The sequence below is a fragment of the Micromonospora matsumotoense genome, from assembly GCF_050951065.1.
GTDB classification, from domain to species: domain Bacteria; phylum Actinomycetota; class Actinomycetes; order Mycobacteriales; family Micromonosporaceae; genus Micromonospora; species Micromonospora matsumotoensis.
In genome coordinates, this window is sequence record NZ_CP192025.1 from 4687267 (window position 1) to 4705520 (window position 18254).

The following is an 18254-nucleotide window of genomic DNA, read 5'->3' on the forward strand; positions in this document are numbered from 1 at the left end:
TCCGTTCACCATGTCACCGGCAGCTCGTGCACGCCGTAGATGATCATCTCCGGACTGGTGCGGACCTGGTCCGCAGGTACCGCCAGGCGCAGCCCCGGCAACCGCCGGGCCAGCGACTCGAATGCGATGCGCAGTTCGAGCCGCGCCAGTTGCTGCCCGACGCACTGATGGATGCCGTGGCCGAACGCGAGGTGCGGCACCGGCGTCCGGGTGATGTCGAGGCGGTCCGGGTCGTCGCAGAGCGCCGGATCCCGGTTCGCCGCGGCCAGCGACAGCGACACCGCGTCGCCGGCGGTCAGCCGGTGCCCGTCGAACTCCAGGTCGGTGCCGGCCGCCCGGATCGACCCGGCGTGCACGATCGTCAGATAGCGCAACAGCTCCTCGACCGCGTTGGTACCCAGGCCCGGGTCCGCGGCCAGAGCCGCGTACTGGCCGGGGTGCTCCAGCAGGGCGAACGTGCCCAGCCCGATCATGTTCCTGCTGGTGTCGTAGCCGGCGACGAGAAGCACACTGCCGACGGTCGCCAGTTCCTCGTCGGTGAACTCGCCGTCGGTGACGAGCGTGCCGAGCAGATCGTCGGCGGGCTCGACCCGCTTGGCACGGACCAGGTCCGCCAGCAGCCCACCGATCTCCTGCCAGCCGGCGATGGCCTCCGCCGCACTGGAGTGGACGGTGAACAGCGCCTTGATCCCCCGGACGAACACCTCACGCTGGTCGACCGGGACGCCGAGCAGCTCGCAGATCGCCAGCGCGGCCACCGGCTCGGCGAACGCGCCGACCAGATCGGCCGGACCGCCCGCTTCGATCATGTCGTCGAGGTGCCGCTCGACGTGTTCGACCAGCCGCGGTTCCAGGGTGCGGGTGCGTCGGGCCGAGAACCAGGCGGTCAACCGACGCCGGAAGCGGGTGTGGTCCGGCGGGTCCATCGCCGTGAACATCCCCGGCGCCACCTCGGTGCGGTCCCCGGCCATGGGCAGCGGGATGGGCGAGCGCAGCAGGTCACCGCGCGAGCTCATGCCCTTGTCGGCCAGGAGCCGGCGGACCTGGTCGTGGCCGGTGACCAGCCAGCCGAGATGGCCGTCCGGGAACTCCATCCGGGCCACTGGTTGCTCCCGGCGCAGCTCGGCGAGCTCGGGCGCGGGGTCGAAGGGGCATGTGCCACGTGTCATGGGCAGGCCCTCGACGACACGAACGGTCTCGGACACGACGTTCTCCTTACTCTCTAGATGCCGGCCGACCCGACGATCTCGGCGGCTTCGGTCATGAGCCGGTCGGCCAACTCGTCGACGTGCCGGTCGCGCCAGTCGGCGTGCGGGGTGCCGCGCAGCCAGTGGTTGCATGCGCCCAGCGCGGGCCCGCAGGCCACCTGGTAGTCCGCGGTCCGGGCGGGGGTGCCCTCGATCGCCCAGCGCTGTGCCTGGGCGCAGTACCAACGGAAGACCAGGGCCATCCGGCGCTTGGGGTCGGTGGCCGGACCGCCGGAGGCGGCGAGGCGCGACGCCAGTTCCTCGAAGCCGGCACCGAAGTAGTCCCGCTCCACCCGGGACCGGACCGGTGCGGGCACTGCGTCCCAGGAGTCGTAGGTGCGCCAGAGGTCGTACAGCTTGCCGGCACGGACGTGGAAGAGCACGCCCTTGCGCATCACCCGGGCCCGGCCGCCGAGTTCGAACAGCCCGCCGTACGGAGCGTATGCGGTGTCGTGCACGTCGAGCTCCGGCAGCAGATCCTTGGTGAGCGCGGCGAGCCCGCTCTCGGCGGTACACAGGTTGATCGAGCCGGTGAGGACGAACTCGGCACCGAGCACGAACGCCGCCGCGGCCGACTCCGGGGAGCCGATGCCACCGCCACCCCCGACCCGTACGGCGGAGGCGACCCCGCCGAGCTGGGTGCGCAGGCGGCGCACCGAGGGCAACAGTGCGGTCAGTGCGCCCTGGTCGGTGTAGTCGGCCCCGTCGCCGATCGCGCAGATGTCGTCGGCCAGGGCGATCCGTTCGCCGGCCGCGGCCTCCTCGGGAGTGAGCAGGCCCTCGTCCACCAGCCGTCGCACCAGGGACGGCGGCGGCGGCGCGAAGAACAGGCGGGCGGTGTCCAGACGGGTCACCTTGGCCAACAGCCTGCGCGGGGCGTGCCCGCTGCCGTCCGGCAGGATCCTGGCACCGGTCAGCCGATGACGTACCAGCGGGGCGGTCACCTCGACGTACGTGGCTGCTTCGACGAAGCGGACGTCCTCGCGCACCAGCAGGCCGACCAGATCCACCTCGGCGCCCGGGTCGAACGGATCGTAGGTGAGGTTGACCCCGAACGGCGCACCACGCCCGGCGGCGGCCCGGATGCCGTCGATCGCGGCCGCGACATCCGTGACCGGCAGTCCGGCTGCCCCGAAGTAGCCCAGCAGGCCGGACCGGGCCAGCCGGGAGACCAGCTCGACGGAGCTGACGCCGTGGTACATGCCGCCGGCGGCGTAGGCGTGCCGGACGCCGTACGCCTGCCGGAACGCCGCCGAGCCCAGCTCCGCGCGCCGCGGCGCGATCGGGGCCGGCCCGGTGACCGCGACGGTCCGCGCCGGCTCGGGTAGCAGCGGGTCGGCCTCCTCGCGGATCCGGGCGATGAGCTTGGTCAGCACCTGCCCCGGGCCGAGTTCGCGGACGCGGAACTCACCCCGGCCCATGAGCAGCCGGATGCTGTCGGTCCATCGCACCGGCGACACGATCTGGCGACGCAGCGTGGCGGCCACCGCACCGGTCCCGTAGGGCCGGGCGTCGACGTTGCTGATCACCGGGATCTTCGGGGCGGCGAAGGTCGTCGCGTCCAGCAGGCGTCCGAACTCCTGCGCCGCCGGTGCCATGTAGCGGCTGTGGAACGGGGCGCTGACGTTGAGCGGGGCACACCGGGCACCCTTCTCCTTGAACAGCGCCACCGCACGCTCGACCGCGTCGGCCGGACCCGCGACGACCGTCTGGGTCGGCGCGTTGTAGTTGGCGATGTCGACGTCGGACAGTTCGTGACCGCGGAGCACCTCCAGGACCAGGTCGGCGTCGACGGCCGAGACCGCCGCCATCGTGCCGCCCGTGACCTGCCCCATCAGCCGGCCACGTTCGGCGACCAGGCGCAGCCCGGTCTCGAAGTCATACACGCCCGCGGCGAACAGGGCGGCGAACTCGCCGAGGCTGTGGCCGAGCAGGTAGTCGGGCAGGCGACCGCCCTCCTGCAGGACGTCCAGCCAGGTGAGGGCTTCGACCACGTACAGCGCGGGCTGGGTGTACCGGGTGTCGCGCAGGTTGCGGTCCGGGTCCTTGAGGCACAGCTCCCGCAGGGAGTACCCCAGGACGGCGTCGGCCCGGTCGACCAGGTCCGGAAACCGGTCGAACACGTCGCGGCCCATCCCCCGGGCCTGGGCACCCTGGCCGGGAAAGACGTAGACGTCGAAGCCATCGCCGGGGGTGGCGGGGCCGACGACGGGGGTCGCGTCGGTCACGGTGGTCACCTCGCTTCGTCGGGCCGGTGCGGCGACCAGGGGACGGGTGTCGAGCACCGCCCGGTACAGCACCTCGTCGCGGGCGTACGGGGAGAGCAGGGGCAGCACCCGGGACCGGCTGCCCACCGGCAGCCGTGCCCGCACCAGGTTGGCCATCGACCCCGACGGACCCAGATCCAGGAAGAGCAGGTCATCGCGCGCCAGCAGCGGTTCGAGGGCCCGCGACAGGTTGAACGGCTCGCGCAGCACCTGCCAGAAGTGCTCCGGGTCGGGGCGGCGTACCTCGGTGCCGGTCGTCCCCGAGATCAGCGGAATCGTGGCGGGCCGCAGGGTGAGCCCACCCACCAGTTTCGTGAACGCGGCGCGCACCCCGTCGATCAGCGGTGAGTGGAACGGGAACAGCACCGGGAGCCGCTGACAGAGCACCCCCGAGGCGTTCAGGTGGCGTTCGATGCCGTCGAGCCTGTCGGCGGTGCCGGCAAGTACGAAGTTGTCCGGCGCGTTGATCGCGGCCAGGTACGCGCCGGCCAGCGCCGGATCGCGCTCCACGAGCCCGGCGTCGGTGAGGACCGCCAGCATGCCACCGCGCGGGCACTCCGCCTCGAACAGCTCCACCTGGTCGAGCAGCGAGCGCAGGCAGTCTGCGGGGTCCAACATGCCGGCGACGGCGGCGGCGACCACCTCACCCAGGCTGGCGCCGAGTACCGCCGCCGGCTCGAATCCATGGGCACGCAGCATGCTGGCCAGCGCGTACTCCACCATGAAGATGGCCGGTTGGGTGAGGGCGAACCGGGTCATCGGCCGCTCCGCGCCCTGTTCGTCGCTGTGGATGTCCGCGACGACGGAGTCGCCACGGACGTCACGCACGACCGCGTCCAGGGAGTCCAGCGCGTCCCGGAAGATCGGGTCAGCGCCGTAGAGCCACCGGCCCATCCCGTGGTACTGGGAGCCCTGGCCCGCGAAGAGGAAGACCGGTGTGAGCATGGTCAGGCGGGCCGCAGCGAGGTCTCGAGCAACTTGTGGCCGGTGGGCAGCGGGGTGACCGACTCGACGGTCAGGCCCGCCTCGGTCAGCGCCCGACGCAGCTCCTCCTCGCCCAACCCGAGGGTGCCTTCGTCGCAGGCGACCGCCTGGAACACCGCACGCCAGCCGTCCAGGTCGGTCTCCACCAGCGGCTCCACGACCAGTAGCCGGGCACCGGGTGGACTACCGGCCAGGGCGGTCGCCACGGTGCGCAGGATCCGGACGCAGTTGTCGTACGTCCAGTCGTGCAGCACGTTCTTGAGCACGTACCTGTCGGCACCGGCGGGGACCTCGGTGAAGAAGTCGCTGGGGGCGAAGGTGATCCGGTCGATGACCGTCTTGTCGGTCACCCGGGCGAGGGTCGCCGGGCCGCGTGCGCAGACGCTCGGCCGGTCGACGACGGTGCCCTGCATGACGGGGTTGGCGGTGAGCAGCCCGGGCAGCAGGCCGCCGCTGCCGCCACCGACGTCGACGATCGAGGTGACCCCGCTGAAGTCGTGTACGGCGACCAGGCACGCCGCGATCGGCCCGGCCAGGTCGACCATGCCCCTGTCGAACAGGTCGGCGTCGTCCGGATGGGTCTCCAGGTACTCGTACAGGGACTCGCCGAAGACCTCCTTGAAGCCGGAGCGGCCGGTCTTCACCGTGTGCATCAGGCCCGCGAACGCGTCGTCGTACAGCTCGGCGGAGAGGATGACGAAGTGCCGCAGGGTGTACGGGTGATCGGCGCGCAGCATCTCGTGCCCCTCCCCGAGCCGGAACTCGTCCCCGGTGTGCACGACGACGCCCGGCACCGTGAGCATCTGCAGGAGCCGGTAGAGCACCTGCGGATCGGTGTCGGTACGTCGCGCCAGCTCGGCCGCGGTCATCGCGCCGTCGCCCAGGATGTCCGGGATCTCCAGGCGGATGAAGACCGCCAACGCGCGGGCGAACCAGCCGCTGATCGCCAGTTTCAGGATCTCCATGGATGTCCCCTTCCGGTCGCTCAGGTGAGTCCGCGCAGCCGGTCGGCCAGCACGGCGGGGGTCGGGTTCTCGAACACGTCGGTCAGGGCGAGCCGGACACCGGTCTCGTCCCTGATCCGCTGCGCCAGCGCGGCGGCGAGCAGCGAGTGCCCGCCGTTGGTGAAGAAGTGCGCATCGGCGTCCAGGTCCGACCGGCCGAGCAGCTCGGCGAAGAGCGCGACCAGGGTCGTGGTGAGCCGGTCACCGGCGGCAGGGCTCCCACCCGGTGCGGCACCGCCCGCCCCCGCCGGCTCCCGGACGGCGAGGTCCGCCAACGCCAGGTAGTCGACCTTGTCGCTGCCGGTCCGCGGGAACGCCTCCACCGCGAGGAACCGGTGCGGCACCACCGACCGGGGCAACCGCCCGCGGGCGTACTCCCAGAGCTCGTCGACGGCCTCCGGCCGGCCCGGGACCCGGACGAACGCGGCCAGGCTGCCGTCGGCCCCGGGATCCCCGACGACGACCACGGCGGCCGCCTCGACGTCCGGATGATCGGTGAGGATGCCCTCGATCTCGCCCAACTCGATCCGGTTGCCGCGCAGCTTCACCTGCCGGTCCATCCGGCCGAACAGGTCGATCCGGCCGTCGGGCCGCCAGCGCGCCACGTCGCCGGAGCGGTAGAAGCGGCCGTACCCGGGATGCACGCCGAAACGCTCGGCGGTCAGATCGGGGCGTCCGTGGTAGCCGGCGGCGACGCCGACCCCGGCGACGCACAGCTCGCCGCGCAGACCGACCGGCAGCGGCTCCCCGGCCGGGTCCGCGATGAAGATGCGGGTGTTGGCGACCGGTGCCCCGACGTCCACCCGGGGCCCCGGGTCCGCCGGCACCCGGCCGGCGGTCGCCCAGATCGTGCTCTCGGTCGGGCCGTAGACGTTCCACAGCCGGGCACCTGCCGTGGTCAGGGTGGCTGCCAGCCCCGGCAGCAGTGGCTCGCCCCCGCTGAGCAGCGTCCGTCCGGAAACCAGGTCGGTGATCTGGTCGACGACCAGTCGCCAGGTGGTCGGGGTCGCCTGGAGGAAGCCGATGTCGTGCGTCCGCACCGCCGCCGCCAGCAGGCTGCCGTCGGTGCGGGCCTCGTCGGGCAGCACGACCGTGTGCCCGCCGTGCAGCAGCGGCATCATCAACTCCAGCGACGAAGTGTCGAAGCTGTACGTGCTGAGCCAGCCGGTCGGCCGTTGCGATCCGGCGACGCCGAAGCGCACCGCGTAGTCGGTGATGTGGTTGACCAGGCTCCGATGGGTGATCGGGATGCCCTTCGGCCGGCCCGTGGAACCGGACGTGTAGATCACGTAGGCCAGGGCGGACGGTCGCGCCACGTCGGCGGCGGCGGTGTCGACCCGGACCGTCGGGGCGGCACCGACGTCGGGCACCGGAACCGTCCGCCGGTCGCCGGGCGGGACGAGCCCCGCTCCGGTCACCACCACCCGCGCTCCGGCGTCGTCGAGCTGGTAGGCGATCCGCTCCGCCGGGTGGTGCGGGTCCAGGGGAAGGTACGCCGCGCCGGCGAGCCAGGTGCCGAACACGGCGGCGGCCAGCGTCGCGCCCCGGGGCACGAGCAACGCGACGATGTCGCCGGGGCGGACGCCGGCCGCTGTCAGCCGCTCGGCGGTGTGCACGGCGGCGGACCACAGGTGTCCGTAGCTGACCAGCTGGTCGCCGTCGCGGACCGCCGGGGCGGCCGGGTCGGCAGCCGCACGCCCGGCGAATCCGGCAAGCACCGACGTCAGCTCGATCGGGCGGTCGGTCGCGTTGGCTGCTCCGATGATCGCGTGGTCCTGCGGCGACCAGATCGACAGCGAGCCGATCGGCGCGTCGAGGTCGTCGCCGACGGCGACCAGCAGCGCGTCGTAACGGCGGACGATCAGCTCGACGTCCGCACGGTCGAGCACGCCGGTGTAGAACGCCGCGCGCACGGTCGCGCTGTCCCGGTCGGACGTCACGAAGAACTCCAGGTCGAACTGGCTGAACCCGTTCTCGACCACGACCAGTTCGGCGGCGGCGCCGGCCACGGTGAAGCGGCGCTGCCCGGCGGCGAACGGCACGTAGTTGAACACGTGCCGGAACAGCACGTTGCGCCAGCCGGAACCGTCGCGGTCGACCACGTCGAGCAGTTCGTCGGCGGGCATGTCCAGGTGGGCCATCGCCTCCATGAAGACCCGGCGGGCACGACCGGCGAGTTCCCGGAAACCGACGGTGCGTTCGGTCAGCAGGCGCAGGGTGACCAGATTGCTGTGGTAGCCGACCGCACCGGCTGCCTCCCGGCTGCGGGCGTTGACCGGTGATCCGATGGTCAGGTCGGGGCCGGCGCCGTGCCCGGCCAGCAGCACCGCGTACGCGGTGAGCAGGACGACCGACTCGGGGGCGCGCAGCTCGCGTTGCAACCGCCGGACGACCGCGTGCGCCTCGGGCGACAGGGTGTGGGTGACCTCGTCACCCTGGAGCGTGGTGGTCGACGGTGCCGGCTTCTCGCACCCCAGTTCCAGACCGGACGCGCGGAAACCGCTCATGGTGTCGCGCCAGAACTTCTCGCTCTGCTCGGACGGCGCGGGCTCGTGCCAGACAGGCACCTCGCCGGGCTCGGGGTCCCGGCCGGCCAGCACCGCCTCGTAGAACTCGACGAGCCGTGCCCGCAGGATGGCGGTGGACGTCACGTCGGCGACGGCGTGGTGCAGGGCAAGACACAGGACGTCGTCCTCAGGGCCGTGCAGCAGCAGGGCGCGCAGGAGCGGGCTGCCGTCGGCGCAGAACGGGCGGGCCACGAAGGCGGTCAGTGTGCCGCGCTCGTCAGCGGGCCGGCTGACCTGCTCCGGTGTGATCCTGAGGCTGGGCAGGACCGTCCTGGTCAGAGCGGCGTCGGTGCGGTGGAAGACCGTGCGCAGCGCCTCGTACCGGCGGAGTAGGAGGTCCAGCGCGGCCGTCAGGGCAGCCGGGTCGAGACGGCCGACGACGCGCAAGGCCAACGACAGGTTGTTCGCGCCGCTGCCGGGCACAAGATCGTCGAGCAGCCAGAGGGCGGTCTCCTTCCGCGAGGCGCGGACGGGTGGGTCCGGGGCCACGGCCCTCACCGGCCGGCCCGCGATCCGGCGGCCAGGAGGTCGGCCACGGTCGCGGCGACCTCCGGGGTACGCAGCAGGTCGCGGTGCTCCACCGCGAACTGGACCTCGTCGGCGATCCCGATGGGGGCCGCTCCGGCGGTGACGCGCATCCGGTTGAGCCCGCTGGTCGGGGTCGCCGAGGTGATGACGGTGGCACGGGACCAGCCGGGACGGGGATCCAGCCCCGCGGCGACGCCGAGATAGGTCATGAACGACCCGACCAGCGCCACCAGCTCGGCGGCGTAGTCCTCGTCGAGGCCGGCGCGGCGTAGCGCCGTGGAGCCGACCGGCTCGAAGACCGCATACAGTTCGGCGGCGAATTCGGCCGGTGTGCTCCCGGGGCGTGCCGCCAGCCGCTGCGCCGCACCGGCCAGTTCGCTGACCTCCGCCGGGGTCAACACGGCCGTCATGTTGCCGACGACCCGGCCGAACTGCAGGTGGACGGTGGGCACGTCGACCAGCTCGGGATCGAAGACCACCACCTGCGGCGCGGTGGGTTGCCGGGCAGCGATCCGCTCGGCCAGGACGCCGGCGAAGACCGATCCGGCGCAGTAGCCCAGGAGCGCCCGGACGGTGCGCCCACTCCGGGTGACCTCGGTCAGCCAGGGGGCGAGGTACTCATCCTGGTCGACACCGGAGGTGGGGACGCGGACGGGGGCGACGGTCTGCCACAGTGCGCAGTCCAGGCCCAGGTGCGGCGTCAGGTCGGCGAAACCGCCTTCGTTCCGGCCCGTCACCGGGAAGTCGGTGGCCAGCACGACGTCGGCGTCCGGTGCTGCGTCGAGCACCACGTTCCACACGGCAGGGCTTGGCATCTGACAGTTCTCCTGATCAACTAAAGTCAATACCTAATTGTCTCTGACGCATCGCCGGAAGCTGCTTTCCGGCGAGACTATTCCACTTTCCCTCACGTTGTCTACCCGAATGGAAAAGTCATTCGACAAGCAATATTCGGGCGCGCTTCAGCAGGCGGGGATCCGTTGGACCACGCTCGAAAAGTTGATTCCGGTATCAACCAGCGGCTATTTTTCCTCACTCAGTCGAGCAACTACCACATCGGCAAGAACCTGCGGGGTGTGGCATTCATAGAGCACGTCCGCCGCCCATTCCAGACCGGTCAACGCGACCAGGTGGTCGCGCAGTTCCAGCGCGGTGACCGACGACAGCCCCAGGTCGAAGAACTCGTCACCGGCGTCGATCTCGGAGGCGGAGTCGTGCCCGAGTACGGCCGCCGTCAGTTTCCGCACCCCCGCCAGGACCTCGGCGTTCCACCGGTCACGGGGCAACCGCATCAGCGCCGCCCGCAACTCGCCGGACGGAGCGGGGTCCTCCGGCGCGACGGCGGCGGGTGCGGCCACGGACGGCACGCAGGCGACGGACGGCTCCACCGCGACCGCCGGACCGGTCGGTTCGTCGTCGGCGTACTCGCCGACGAACACCCCCTCCGGCCGGATCCGTGTCACGGGGTACCGCTGCGCGATGACCGCGCACAGCCGACCCCTGGCCAGGGCGTCCACCTCCGGTGGAAGGTCGACGACATGGTCGGCGACCGGGAGCGAGGCGTCCCGGGTGAGCGCCCACGACGGGACCCCGGGCACCGCGACCGGCTCGGCGCCGGGCAGGGCGATGACCAGGTCCGGCCGCCCGGTGACGTCGACCGTCACCCGGGCGCCGTGTCGGGCCAGCGCGCCGGCGAGGGCATCGGTCAGGTCCGGATCACCGCCGGGCGGTGGCACCAGTGCGACGGTCCCGTCCAGCACCGGTGGTGCGACGTCCGGCACCAGCCGCCACCGCACCGGCCGCCGGACCGCATCGGGCCGCAACCGGGCCACCGCCGCGAGAACCTGCTGCGGTGTCTCGTCGCCGCGCAGGCCCAGCATGCCGAGGGCGGCCTGCGGGTCCCCGGACCCGAGCGCAGCCCAGAGGGCATCCGCGCCGGGTCGGCGCGCGGTGGCCGGGACGGGCGTCGGCATCGGCTCGGGCCAGAACCGGCGCGCCTGGAACGGGTACTGCGGCAGTGGGCAGCGCCGGGGCTCGCGGCCCGTGTACACGGCCGGCCAGTCGACGTGGAGGCCCTGCGTGTGGAGGGTGCCGAGTGCCGCGAGGGCGGCGTGGACCGCTGGCCGGCCCCGTCGGGCCAGCGCGACCGAGGACACCGGCGCCTGCGGCAGACAGGCGTGGACGGCCGGAGCCAGCACCGTGTTCGGTCCCAGTTCCAGAAACGCTGTGCCACCCGCCCGCTCCGCCTCGTGCACCGCGTCGACGAAGCGCACGGCGCCCCGAAGCTGGTCCACCCAGTAGGCCGGCGAGATCAGCTTCTCCTCGGTCCGTACCGTGGAGATGATCGGAATCCGAGGCTGCTGGAATCCGAGTGTCTCGGCGACCGCCCGGAACCCGGCGAGCGCCGGTTCCACCCGGGCCGAGTGGAACGCGACCGCGACCCGGAGACGCCGGTGGCGGTGTCCACGGTCGGACAGCATCCCGGCGACCTCCAGCACCGCATCCTCGTCCCCGGAGAGCACGACCGCGTCCGGGCCGTTGACCGCGGCGATCGACACCCGGTCCCCGTAGCCGGCCAGCAGCGGCAGGACCTGCGCCTCGGCGGCGCGGACGGACACCATCGCGCCGCCGGCCGGCAGGCCGGCCAGGGCCCGCCCCCGGGCCGTGACCAGCGTGGCGGCGTCACCGAGCGCGAGCATGCCCGCCACGTACGCTGCGGACAGTTCACCGATCGAGTGGCCGATCAGCAGGTCGGGTCGCAGCCCCCACGAGGTGACGAGGCGGAACTGGGCCACCTGGAGGGCGAACAGGGCGGGCTGCGTGTACTCCGTGCGGTCGATCAGGTCGCCGTCGCCGAACACCACCTCGTGCAGCGGCGTGTCCAGTGTGAAGTGTGCGCTCACCTCGTCGAAGGCGCGGGCGTACTCGGGGAACGTCTCGTACAGCCCGCGGCCCATCCCCCGCAGTTGGCTGCCCTGGCCGGTGAACACCAGGACCAGCCGCTGCCGCGTGGCGGTGGCCCGCAGCACGCCCCGGCCGGTCCGCCCCGAGGCGAGCACGGCCAGCCCGGCCCGCAGCTCCGTCTCGTCCCCGCCGGTGACCATCGCCCGGTGCCGGTGGGTGGCGCGGGTGGTGGTCAGTGAGTACGCCACCGACGCCGGATCCGTGGCGGTGGTAGCCGCCAGCCGGGCCGCCTGTTCCCGCAGCGCACCCTCGGACCGCGCCGACAGCAGCCACGGCACCCCGTCGAGGACCGGCCGTTTCCGGTCCGGCTCCGGCTCCGCCGGTGCCTCCTCGATCACCACGTGGGCGTTGGTGCCGCTGATGCCGAACGACGACACGCCCATGCGTCGCGGCACCTCGTGCCGCGGCCAGGGCTGCGCCGCCGTCAGCAGCGCCACGTTCCCGGCGGACCAGTCCACGTGCCGGGACGGCTCATCGACGTGCAGGCTGCGCGGCAGCAGGCCGTGCCGCAGCGCCAACACCGCCTTGATCACCCCGGCCACACCGGCTGCCGCCTGGGTATGTCCGAGGTTGGACTTGATCGAGCCGAGCCACAGCGGCCGGGGGCGCTCGGCGCCGTACACCGCGAGCACCGCCTGCGCCTCGATCGGATCGCCGAGTGCCGTGCCCGTGCCGTGCGCCTCCACCGCGCCGACGTCGCACGGGCGCAGCCCGGCGGCGTTCAGCGTCGCCCGGATCACCCGCTCCTGGGCCGGCCCGTTCGGCGCGGTGAGCCCGTTGCTCGCCCCGTCGGAGTTGACCGCGCTGCCGCGCAGCACAGCCAGCACCTGGTGACCCTGCTCGCGAGCCCGCGACAGCCGCTCGACCAGGACCACACCGACGCCCTCGCCCAGGCCGGTCCCGTCGGCTGCCGCGGCGAACGGCTTGCACCGGCCGTCCGCGGCGAGTCCGCGCTGGCGGCTGAACTCCACGAACACCGCGGGCGTGGCCAGCACGGTCACCCCGCCAGCGAACGCGAGGTCGCACTCGCCCGCCCGGATCGCCTGCGCGGCCAGGTGCAACGCCACCAGCGACGACGAGCAGGCGGTGTCCACGGTGACCGCCGGGCCCTCCAACCCGAAGGTGTAGGCGATCCGTCCGGACAGCACGCCCCCACCGACGCCCGGGGCGAGGAACCCCTCGGCGGAGCCGCCCTCCAGCAACCGTCCGTAGTCCTGGTACATGGCGCCCATGAACACGCCGGTTCGGCTGCCGCGCAGGACGCCCGGGTCGATGCCGGCGTCCTCGCAGGTCTCCCAGACGGTCTCCAACAGCAACCGCTGCTGGGGATCCATCGCCACGGCCTCCCGCGGCGACACCCCGAAGAAGGCGGCGTCGAACTCGCCGGCATCCGCGAGGAAACCACCCGACCGGGCGTACGAGGTGCCGGGCGCATCCGGGTCCGGATCGTGCAGGTCGGCGAGCGGCCAGCCGCGATCGTCGGGGAACGGCACGATCGCGTCACGTTCGGCGACCAACAGGTCCCACAGGTCGTCCGGGCCACGGACGCCGCCGGGCAACCGGCAGCCGACGCCGACCAGCACCACCGGATCGTCCTCGGTCCCGGTCCCGGCGGCGGCGACGTCCCCGACGGTGACCGGTTGATCCGCGCCGGCCAGGCGTTCGTCGAGATGCCGGGCCAGCGCAGCCGGATTGGGCTGGTCGAACGCGAGCGTGGCGGGTAGCCGCAGCCCGGTGGCGCCGGCGAGCCGGTTGCGCAGTTGGACCGCGCTGAGCGAGCCCAACCCCACCGCCTTGAACGCCCCGTCCGGGTCGATCGCGTCGGGGGAGGCGTGCCCCAGCACGGCGGCGGCGTGCCCGAGCACGAGGTCGAGCAGCACCCTGTGCCGGTCGGCCGGGGTCCTGCCGGCGAGTCGGCCCGCCAGCTCGGAGGCGAGGGCACCGCCACGTGCGGCCAGCCGCCGCACCGGCACCCCGGCGAGGTCCCGCAGCACCGGCGGTACGGCGTCGCCGGTGGCCCGCAGTGCGGGCAGGTCGAGCCGGACCGCAACGAGCACCGGCACGGCGGTGGTGAGGGCGGCGTCCAACGCCGCCAGCGCGGCTTCGCGGGGCAGCGGCAGGAACCCCGAGCGACGGAACCGCGCCATGTCGGCCTGGCCGGTCATCGCACTCTCGTCGGCCCACATGCCCCAGGCCAACGAGACGCCGGGAAGCCCGGCGGCCCGGCGGACCCGGGCCAGCGCGTCCAGGGCAGCGTTGGCCGCACCGTAGTTGGCCTGGCCGAGCCCGCCGAACACGCCCACCGCTGAGGAGAACAGGATCAGCCGAGCCTGCGGAAGCAGTTCGTGCAGGAGCCAGGCCGCGTCGACCTTCGGACGTAGCACCCGGGCGAGCCGTTCCGGCGTCAGGTCCGTCACCAGGCCGTCGTCGAGCAGACCGGCGGCATGCACCACCGTGGTGACGGCGGTCGTACCGAGCAGTGCTGTCAGCTCCGCCCGGTCCGCGACGTCGCAGGCGACCACCGCGACCCGGGCACCCCCCGCGCTCAGCTCCGCGGCGAGGGCAGCCGCCTGCGGGGCCTGTGGGCCGCGTCGGCTCGCCAGCACCAGGTCGCGGACGCCGCGTTCGTGCACCAGGTGCCGGGCGACGATGCCGCCGAGCGTGCCCGAGGCACCGGTCACCAGGACGGTGCCGAGGTCACCGGGTGGTTCACCCGTCGGTGACACCCGGACCAGTCGCCACTCCCGCGCGGCGCCGGCGGCGAGGCCCAGTTGCGGCTCGCCCGCGGCCAGCGCGGCCGGCACCGCCGCGACGGTGGCGTCGTCGCCGTCGGCGAGATCGAGCACCGCAAGGCGGTCCGGGTGCTCCAGCTGCGCGCAGCGCACCAGCGCCGCCGCTGCGGCCTCGCCGGGGTCGTCGAGCACCCGCCGGGTGACCATGACGAGGGTGGAGGTGGCCCCGCGCTCACCGGCGAGCCACTCCTGCACCACGGCGAGAGCCCGCTCGGCAGCTGCGGCAGGTGAGCCGGTCGGGGCAGGGACGAGCACGAACCGGGCGGCCTCGTCACTCGGCGTCACGCGCAGCAGCCGCGCCAGGGCGGGATCACGGACCGTGTACCCGACGGCAGATCCGTCCGGCAGTGGGCGGGGTGTCCACTGCGGAAGCAGCAGGTCGCCGTGATCGGGCGGGCCGAGCGCACCGTCCGGGAGCGGACTGAGCAGCAGGGACCGTACCGACGCGACAGGTGTCCCCGACGGGTCGGTCAGCTCGATACGGACGGCACCGTCCCCGGTGCCCGCGAGGGTGGCCCGGACGGTGTCGGCACCTACCGCGTGCAACCGGATCCCGGTCCACTCGAACGGCAGCGCGGGCCGGTCCTGCGTCCCGGTCCCGAAGTCCCCGAGCGCCACCGGGTGCAGACAGGCGTCCAGCAGCGCGGGATGGATGCCGAAACCACCCGGCTCGACGCCGGGCAGGGCGACCTCGGCGTACAGCTGCGCGTGGTCGCGCCACAGCGCCCGGACGCCCCGGAACAACGGCCCGTACCGGAGCCCGACACTGGCCAACCGGTCGTAGAGGTGCTCCACGTCGAGCTGCTCGGCGTCCGCCGGGGGCCAGGCCGTGGCCGTCGGCGGCGGCAGGTCACCGCCCGCGGTGAGAACGGCGGTGGCGTGCAGCGTCCAGCCGCCGGTGCCGGCCCGACCGTGCACGGTCACCTCCCGTGCGCCGTCCGCACCGGGTTCACCGGTCTCGATCCGTAGCCGGACCTCGGCGTCCTCGGGCACCACGACGGGAACGAGCAGGGTCAGTTGCGCGATCACGGGGCAACCGGCCTCGTCACCGGCCCGGGACACCATGTCCACCACGGCCGCGCCGGGGACCACGACGCGCCCCTGGACGGTGTGGTCGGCCAGCCACGGGTGGCTGGCAACCGACAGCCGGCCGGTGAGCACGATCCGGTCGGCACCGGACACTGCGGCCCGCAGGACGGGATGCTCGACGGCGTCCAGGCCGAGCGCGCCCGGGTCTCCGCCGCCGGTCGGCAGCCAGTACCGCTCGGTCACGAACGCGGTGGTGGGCAGCTCGACCGCCCGGGTGCCGGGCCACACCACCGGCCAGTCCGGCCGGACGCCCTGCACGTGCAGCTGGGCCAACGCCCGGACCATCTGCTCCGGTCCACCCTCGTCACGCCGCAACGTGTGCAGGACGGCGACGTCGGCGTCGAGCGCGTCCACCGTCTCCTGGGCACCGGTCGACACCACCGGGTGCGGGCTGACCTCCAGCAGGGTGGTGCAGCCGTGGCGGGCGAGGGCGGTGACCGCCTCGTCGAAACGGACCGGCTCGCGCAGGTTGCGGTACCAGTAGTCGGCGTCGAGCGGGTCGTCACCGTCGATCCATCGGCCTTCGACGCAGGAGAAGAAGGGCACGACGGGTCGGGTCGGGGTCACCGGGGCCAGGGCGTCGCGGACCTTGTCCCTCACCCGTTCCACGTGCGCGCTGTGGGAGGCGTAGTCCACGTCCACCCGGCGGGCCCGTACGTCCTCGGCCTCCAGCTCGGCGAGCAGCTCGTCGAGCGCGTCACCGTCACCGGAGACCACGACCGAGGAAGTGCCGTTGACCGCGGCCAGCGACAGCCGACCGGTCCAGGCACGCAGGCGCTCGCGCATCTGCCCGGCGGACAACGCCACCGACATCATGCCGCCGAGACCGGACAGCTCCATCAGGGCTCGGCTGCGCAGTGCCACCACCCGGGCGGCATCCGGCAGGGTCAGTGCCCCGGCGACGTACGCGGCGGCGATCTCACCCTGGCTGTGGCCGGCGACCGCGGCCGGTGTCACGCCCACCGAACGCCACACCTCGGCCAGTGCCACCATCATCGCGAACAGCACCGGCTGCACGATGTCGACCCGGTCGTAGTCCTGCTCGCCGCGCAGCACGGCGGTCAGGTCGAAGTCGACGTACGGCGCGAGAGCGGCCTCGCACTCGGCGACCTGCCTGCGGAAGACCGTGCTGCCCGCCAGCAGGCGCACCGCCATGTGCCGCCACTGCGATCCCTGCCCGGGGAAGAGGAACGCCACCGGACCGGGTGCCCCGGTGACGCCCTCCACCACGGCCGGCGACGGCCGTCCTGCGGCGACGGCGGCGAGACCGGCGAGCAGTTCGTCGCGGTCGGCACCGCACACCACGGCCCGGTGCTCTCGTCCCGTCCGCGTGGTGACCAGCGACGACGCGACGTCCCACGGGTCCAGGTCGGGTCGGGCACCCAGATGAGCGGCCAGCCCCGCGGCCTGGACGCGCAGACCCGCCGGGGTGCAGCCGGACACGGCCCAGGCGTAGGGCCATCGCTCACCGGGATCGGCCACCGGCGCCGGTGCGGCAGCCGGGGGCTCCTCGAGGATGACGTGCGCGTTGGTGCCGCTGACACCGAAGGACGAGACGGCCGCGCGGCGCGGTTCGTCGCCGGCCGGCCACGGGACCGGCTCGGTCAGCAGCTCGACGGCGCCGGCCGACCAGTCCACGTACGGCGTGGGCCGGTCCAGGTGCAGCGTGCGCGGCAGCACCCCGTGCCGCATGGCCATGACCATCTTGATGATCCCGGCGACACCCGCCGCAGCCTGGGTGTGCCCGAGGTTGGACTTGATCGAGCCCAGCCGTAGTGGGACGGGGCGTTCCCGGCCGTAGACGGCGAGCACCGCCTGCGCCTCGACCGGGTCGCCCAGCGGAGTGCCGGTGCCGTGCGCCTCGACCACCGCCACCTGGGCCGGGGTGAGACCGGCGTCGACCAGGGCTTCCTGGATCACGCGGCGCTGGGCGGGGCCGTTCGGGGCGGTCAGTCCGTTGCTGGCCCCGTCCGAGTTGACGGCGAGGCCACGGATCGTCGCGTGGACCCACCGGCGGGCCGCCCTCGCGGCGGAGTGCCGTTCCAGCACCAGCACGCCGACGCCCTCGGACCAGGCGGTGCCGTCGGCCGCCGCCGCGAACGGCTTGCACCGCCCGTCCGGGGCGAGCCCGCGCTGCCGGCTGAACTCGACGAACGCGTCCGGCGTGGCCATCACGGTCACGCCGCCGACCAGTGCCATGTCGCATTCGCCGCGTTGCAGGGCCCGGACCGCCTGGTGCAGTGCGACAAGCGACGACGAGCATGCGGTGTCCACGGTGACGGCCGGGCCGCGCAGGCCGAGCTGGTAGGCGACCCGCCCCGACACGACGCTGCCGCCGCCCTGGGCGCCGTGGTAGTCGTGGTGCATGGCCCCGACGTACACCCCGGTACGGGTGTCGCGCAGCGTCACCGGGTCGATGCCGGCCCGTTCCACCGCCTCCCACGAGGTCTGCAGGATCAGTCGCTGCTGGGGATCGGTGTAGGCCGCCTCCTTTGGGGAGATCCCGAAGAAGGCGGCGTCGAAGGCCGCGGCGTCGTGCAGGAAACCGCCGTCACGGACCGTGGAGGTGCCCGGGTGGTCGGGGTCGGGGTGGTAGAGGGCGTCCACGTCCCAGCCACGGTCGCGGGGGAACCCGGTGATGCCGTCGCGGCCCTCGGCGACCATGGACCACAGGTCCTCCGGTGAGTCGACACCGCCGGGGTAGTGGCAGGCGATGCCGACGATGGCGACCGGCTCGGCGGACCTGCTCTCCGCCGCGCGCAGCTGCTGGCGGGTGACCTGCAGTTCCGCGGTGACGCGGCGCAGGTACTCC

At 73.3% G+C, this 18254-nt stretch carries 5 protein-coding genes and 1 pseudogene; all 6 read right to left on the reverse strand.

Annotated features, from left to right (window positions below):
- Positions 1-5 precede the first annotated feature (5 nt).
- Complete coding sequence (locus ACQP1S_RS20480) at positions 6-1205, reverse strand: cytochrome P450 (protein WP_432897914.1); 1200 nt, start codon at positions 1203-1205, stop codon at positions 6-8.
- 17 nt (positions 1206-1222) lie between these two features.
- Positions 1223-4459, reverse strand: coding sequence for an ACP S-malonyltransferase (gene fabD, locus ACQP1S_RS20485; protein WP_432897916.1), 3237 nt, complete (start codon positions 4457-4459; stop codon positions 1223-1225).
- A gap of 2 nt (positions 4460-4461) precedes the next feature.
- A complete protein-coding gene (locus ACQP1S_RS20490) occupies positions 4462-5463 on the reverse strand; it encodes a methyltransferase (RefSeq protein ID WP_432897919.1) in 1002 nt (333 codons plus the stop codon).
- A 20-nt stretch (positions 5464-5483) separates the two neighbouring features.
- Positions 5484-8558 carry a non-ribosomal peptide synthetase gene (locus ACQP1S_RS20495; protein ID WP_432897922.1) on the reverse strand — a complete coding sequence of 1025 codons (3075 nt, stop codon included), beginning with the start codon at positions 8556-8558 and terminating at the stop codon, positions 5484-5486.
- Positions 8559-8563: 5 nt separating this feature from the next.
- A complete protein-coding gene (locus tag ACQP1S_RS20500; protein WP_432897925.1) occupies positions 8564-9412 on the reverse strand; it encodes a hypothetical protein in 849 nt (282 codons plus the stop codon).
- A gap of 207 nt (positions 9413-9619) precedes the next feature.
- Positions 9620-18238: pseudogene (locus ACQP1S_RS20505) on the reverse strand (SDR family NAD(P)-dependent oxidoreductase); the annotation flags it as partial.
- Between the last annotated feature and the right edge of the window lie 16 nt (positions 18239-18254).

Excerpts from the sequence above, each read along its gene's own strand:
- ACQP1S_RS20500 (WP_432897925.1), bottom strand. The coding sequence starts at position 9,412 with ATGCCAAGCCCTGCCGTGTGGAACGTGGTGCTCGACGCAGCACCGGAC.
- ACQP1S_RS20490 (WP_432897919.1), bottom strand. The coding sequence starts at position 5,463 with ATGGAGATCCTGAAACTGGCGATCAGCGGCTGGTTCGCCCGCGCGTTG.
- fabD (WP_432897916.1), bottom strand. The coding sequence starts at position 4,459 with ATGCTCACACCGGTCTTCCTCTTCGCGGGCCAGGGCTCCCAGTACCAC.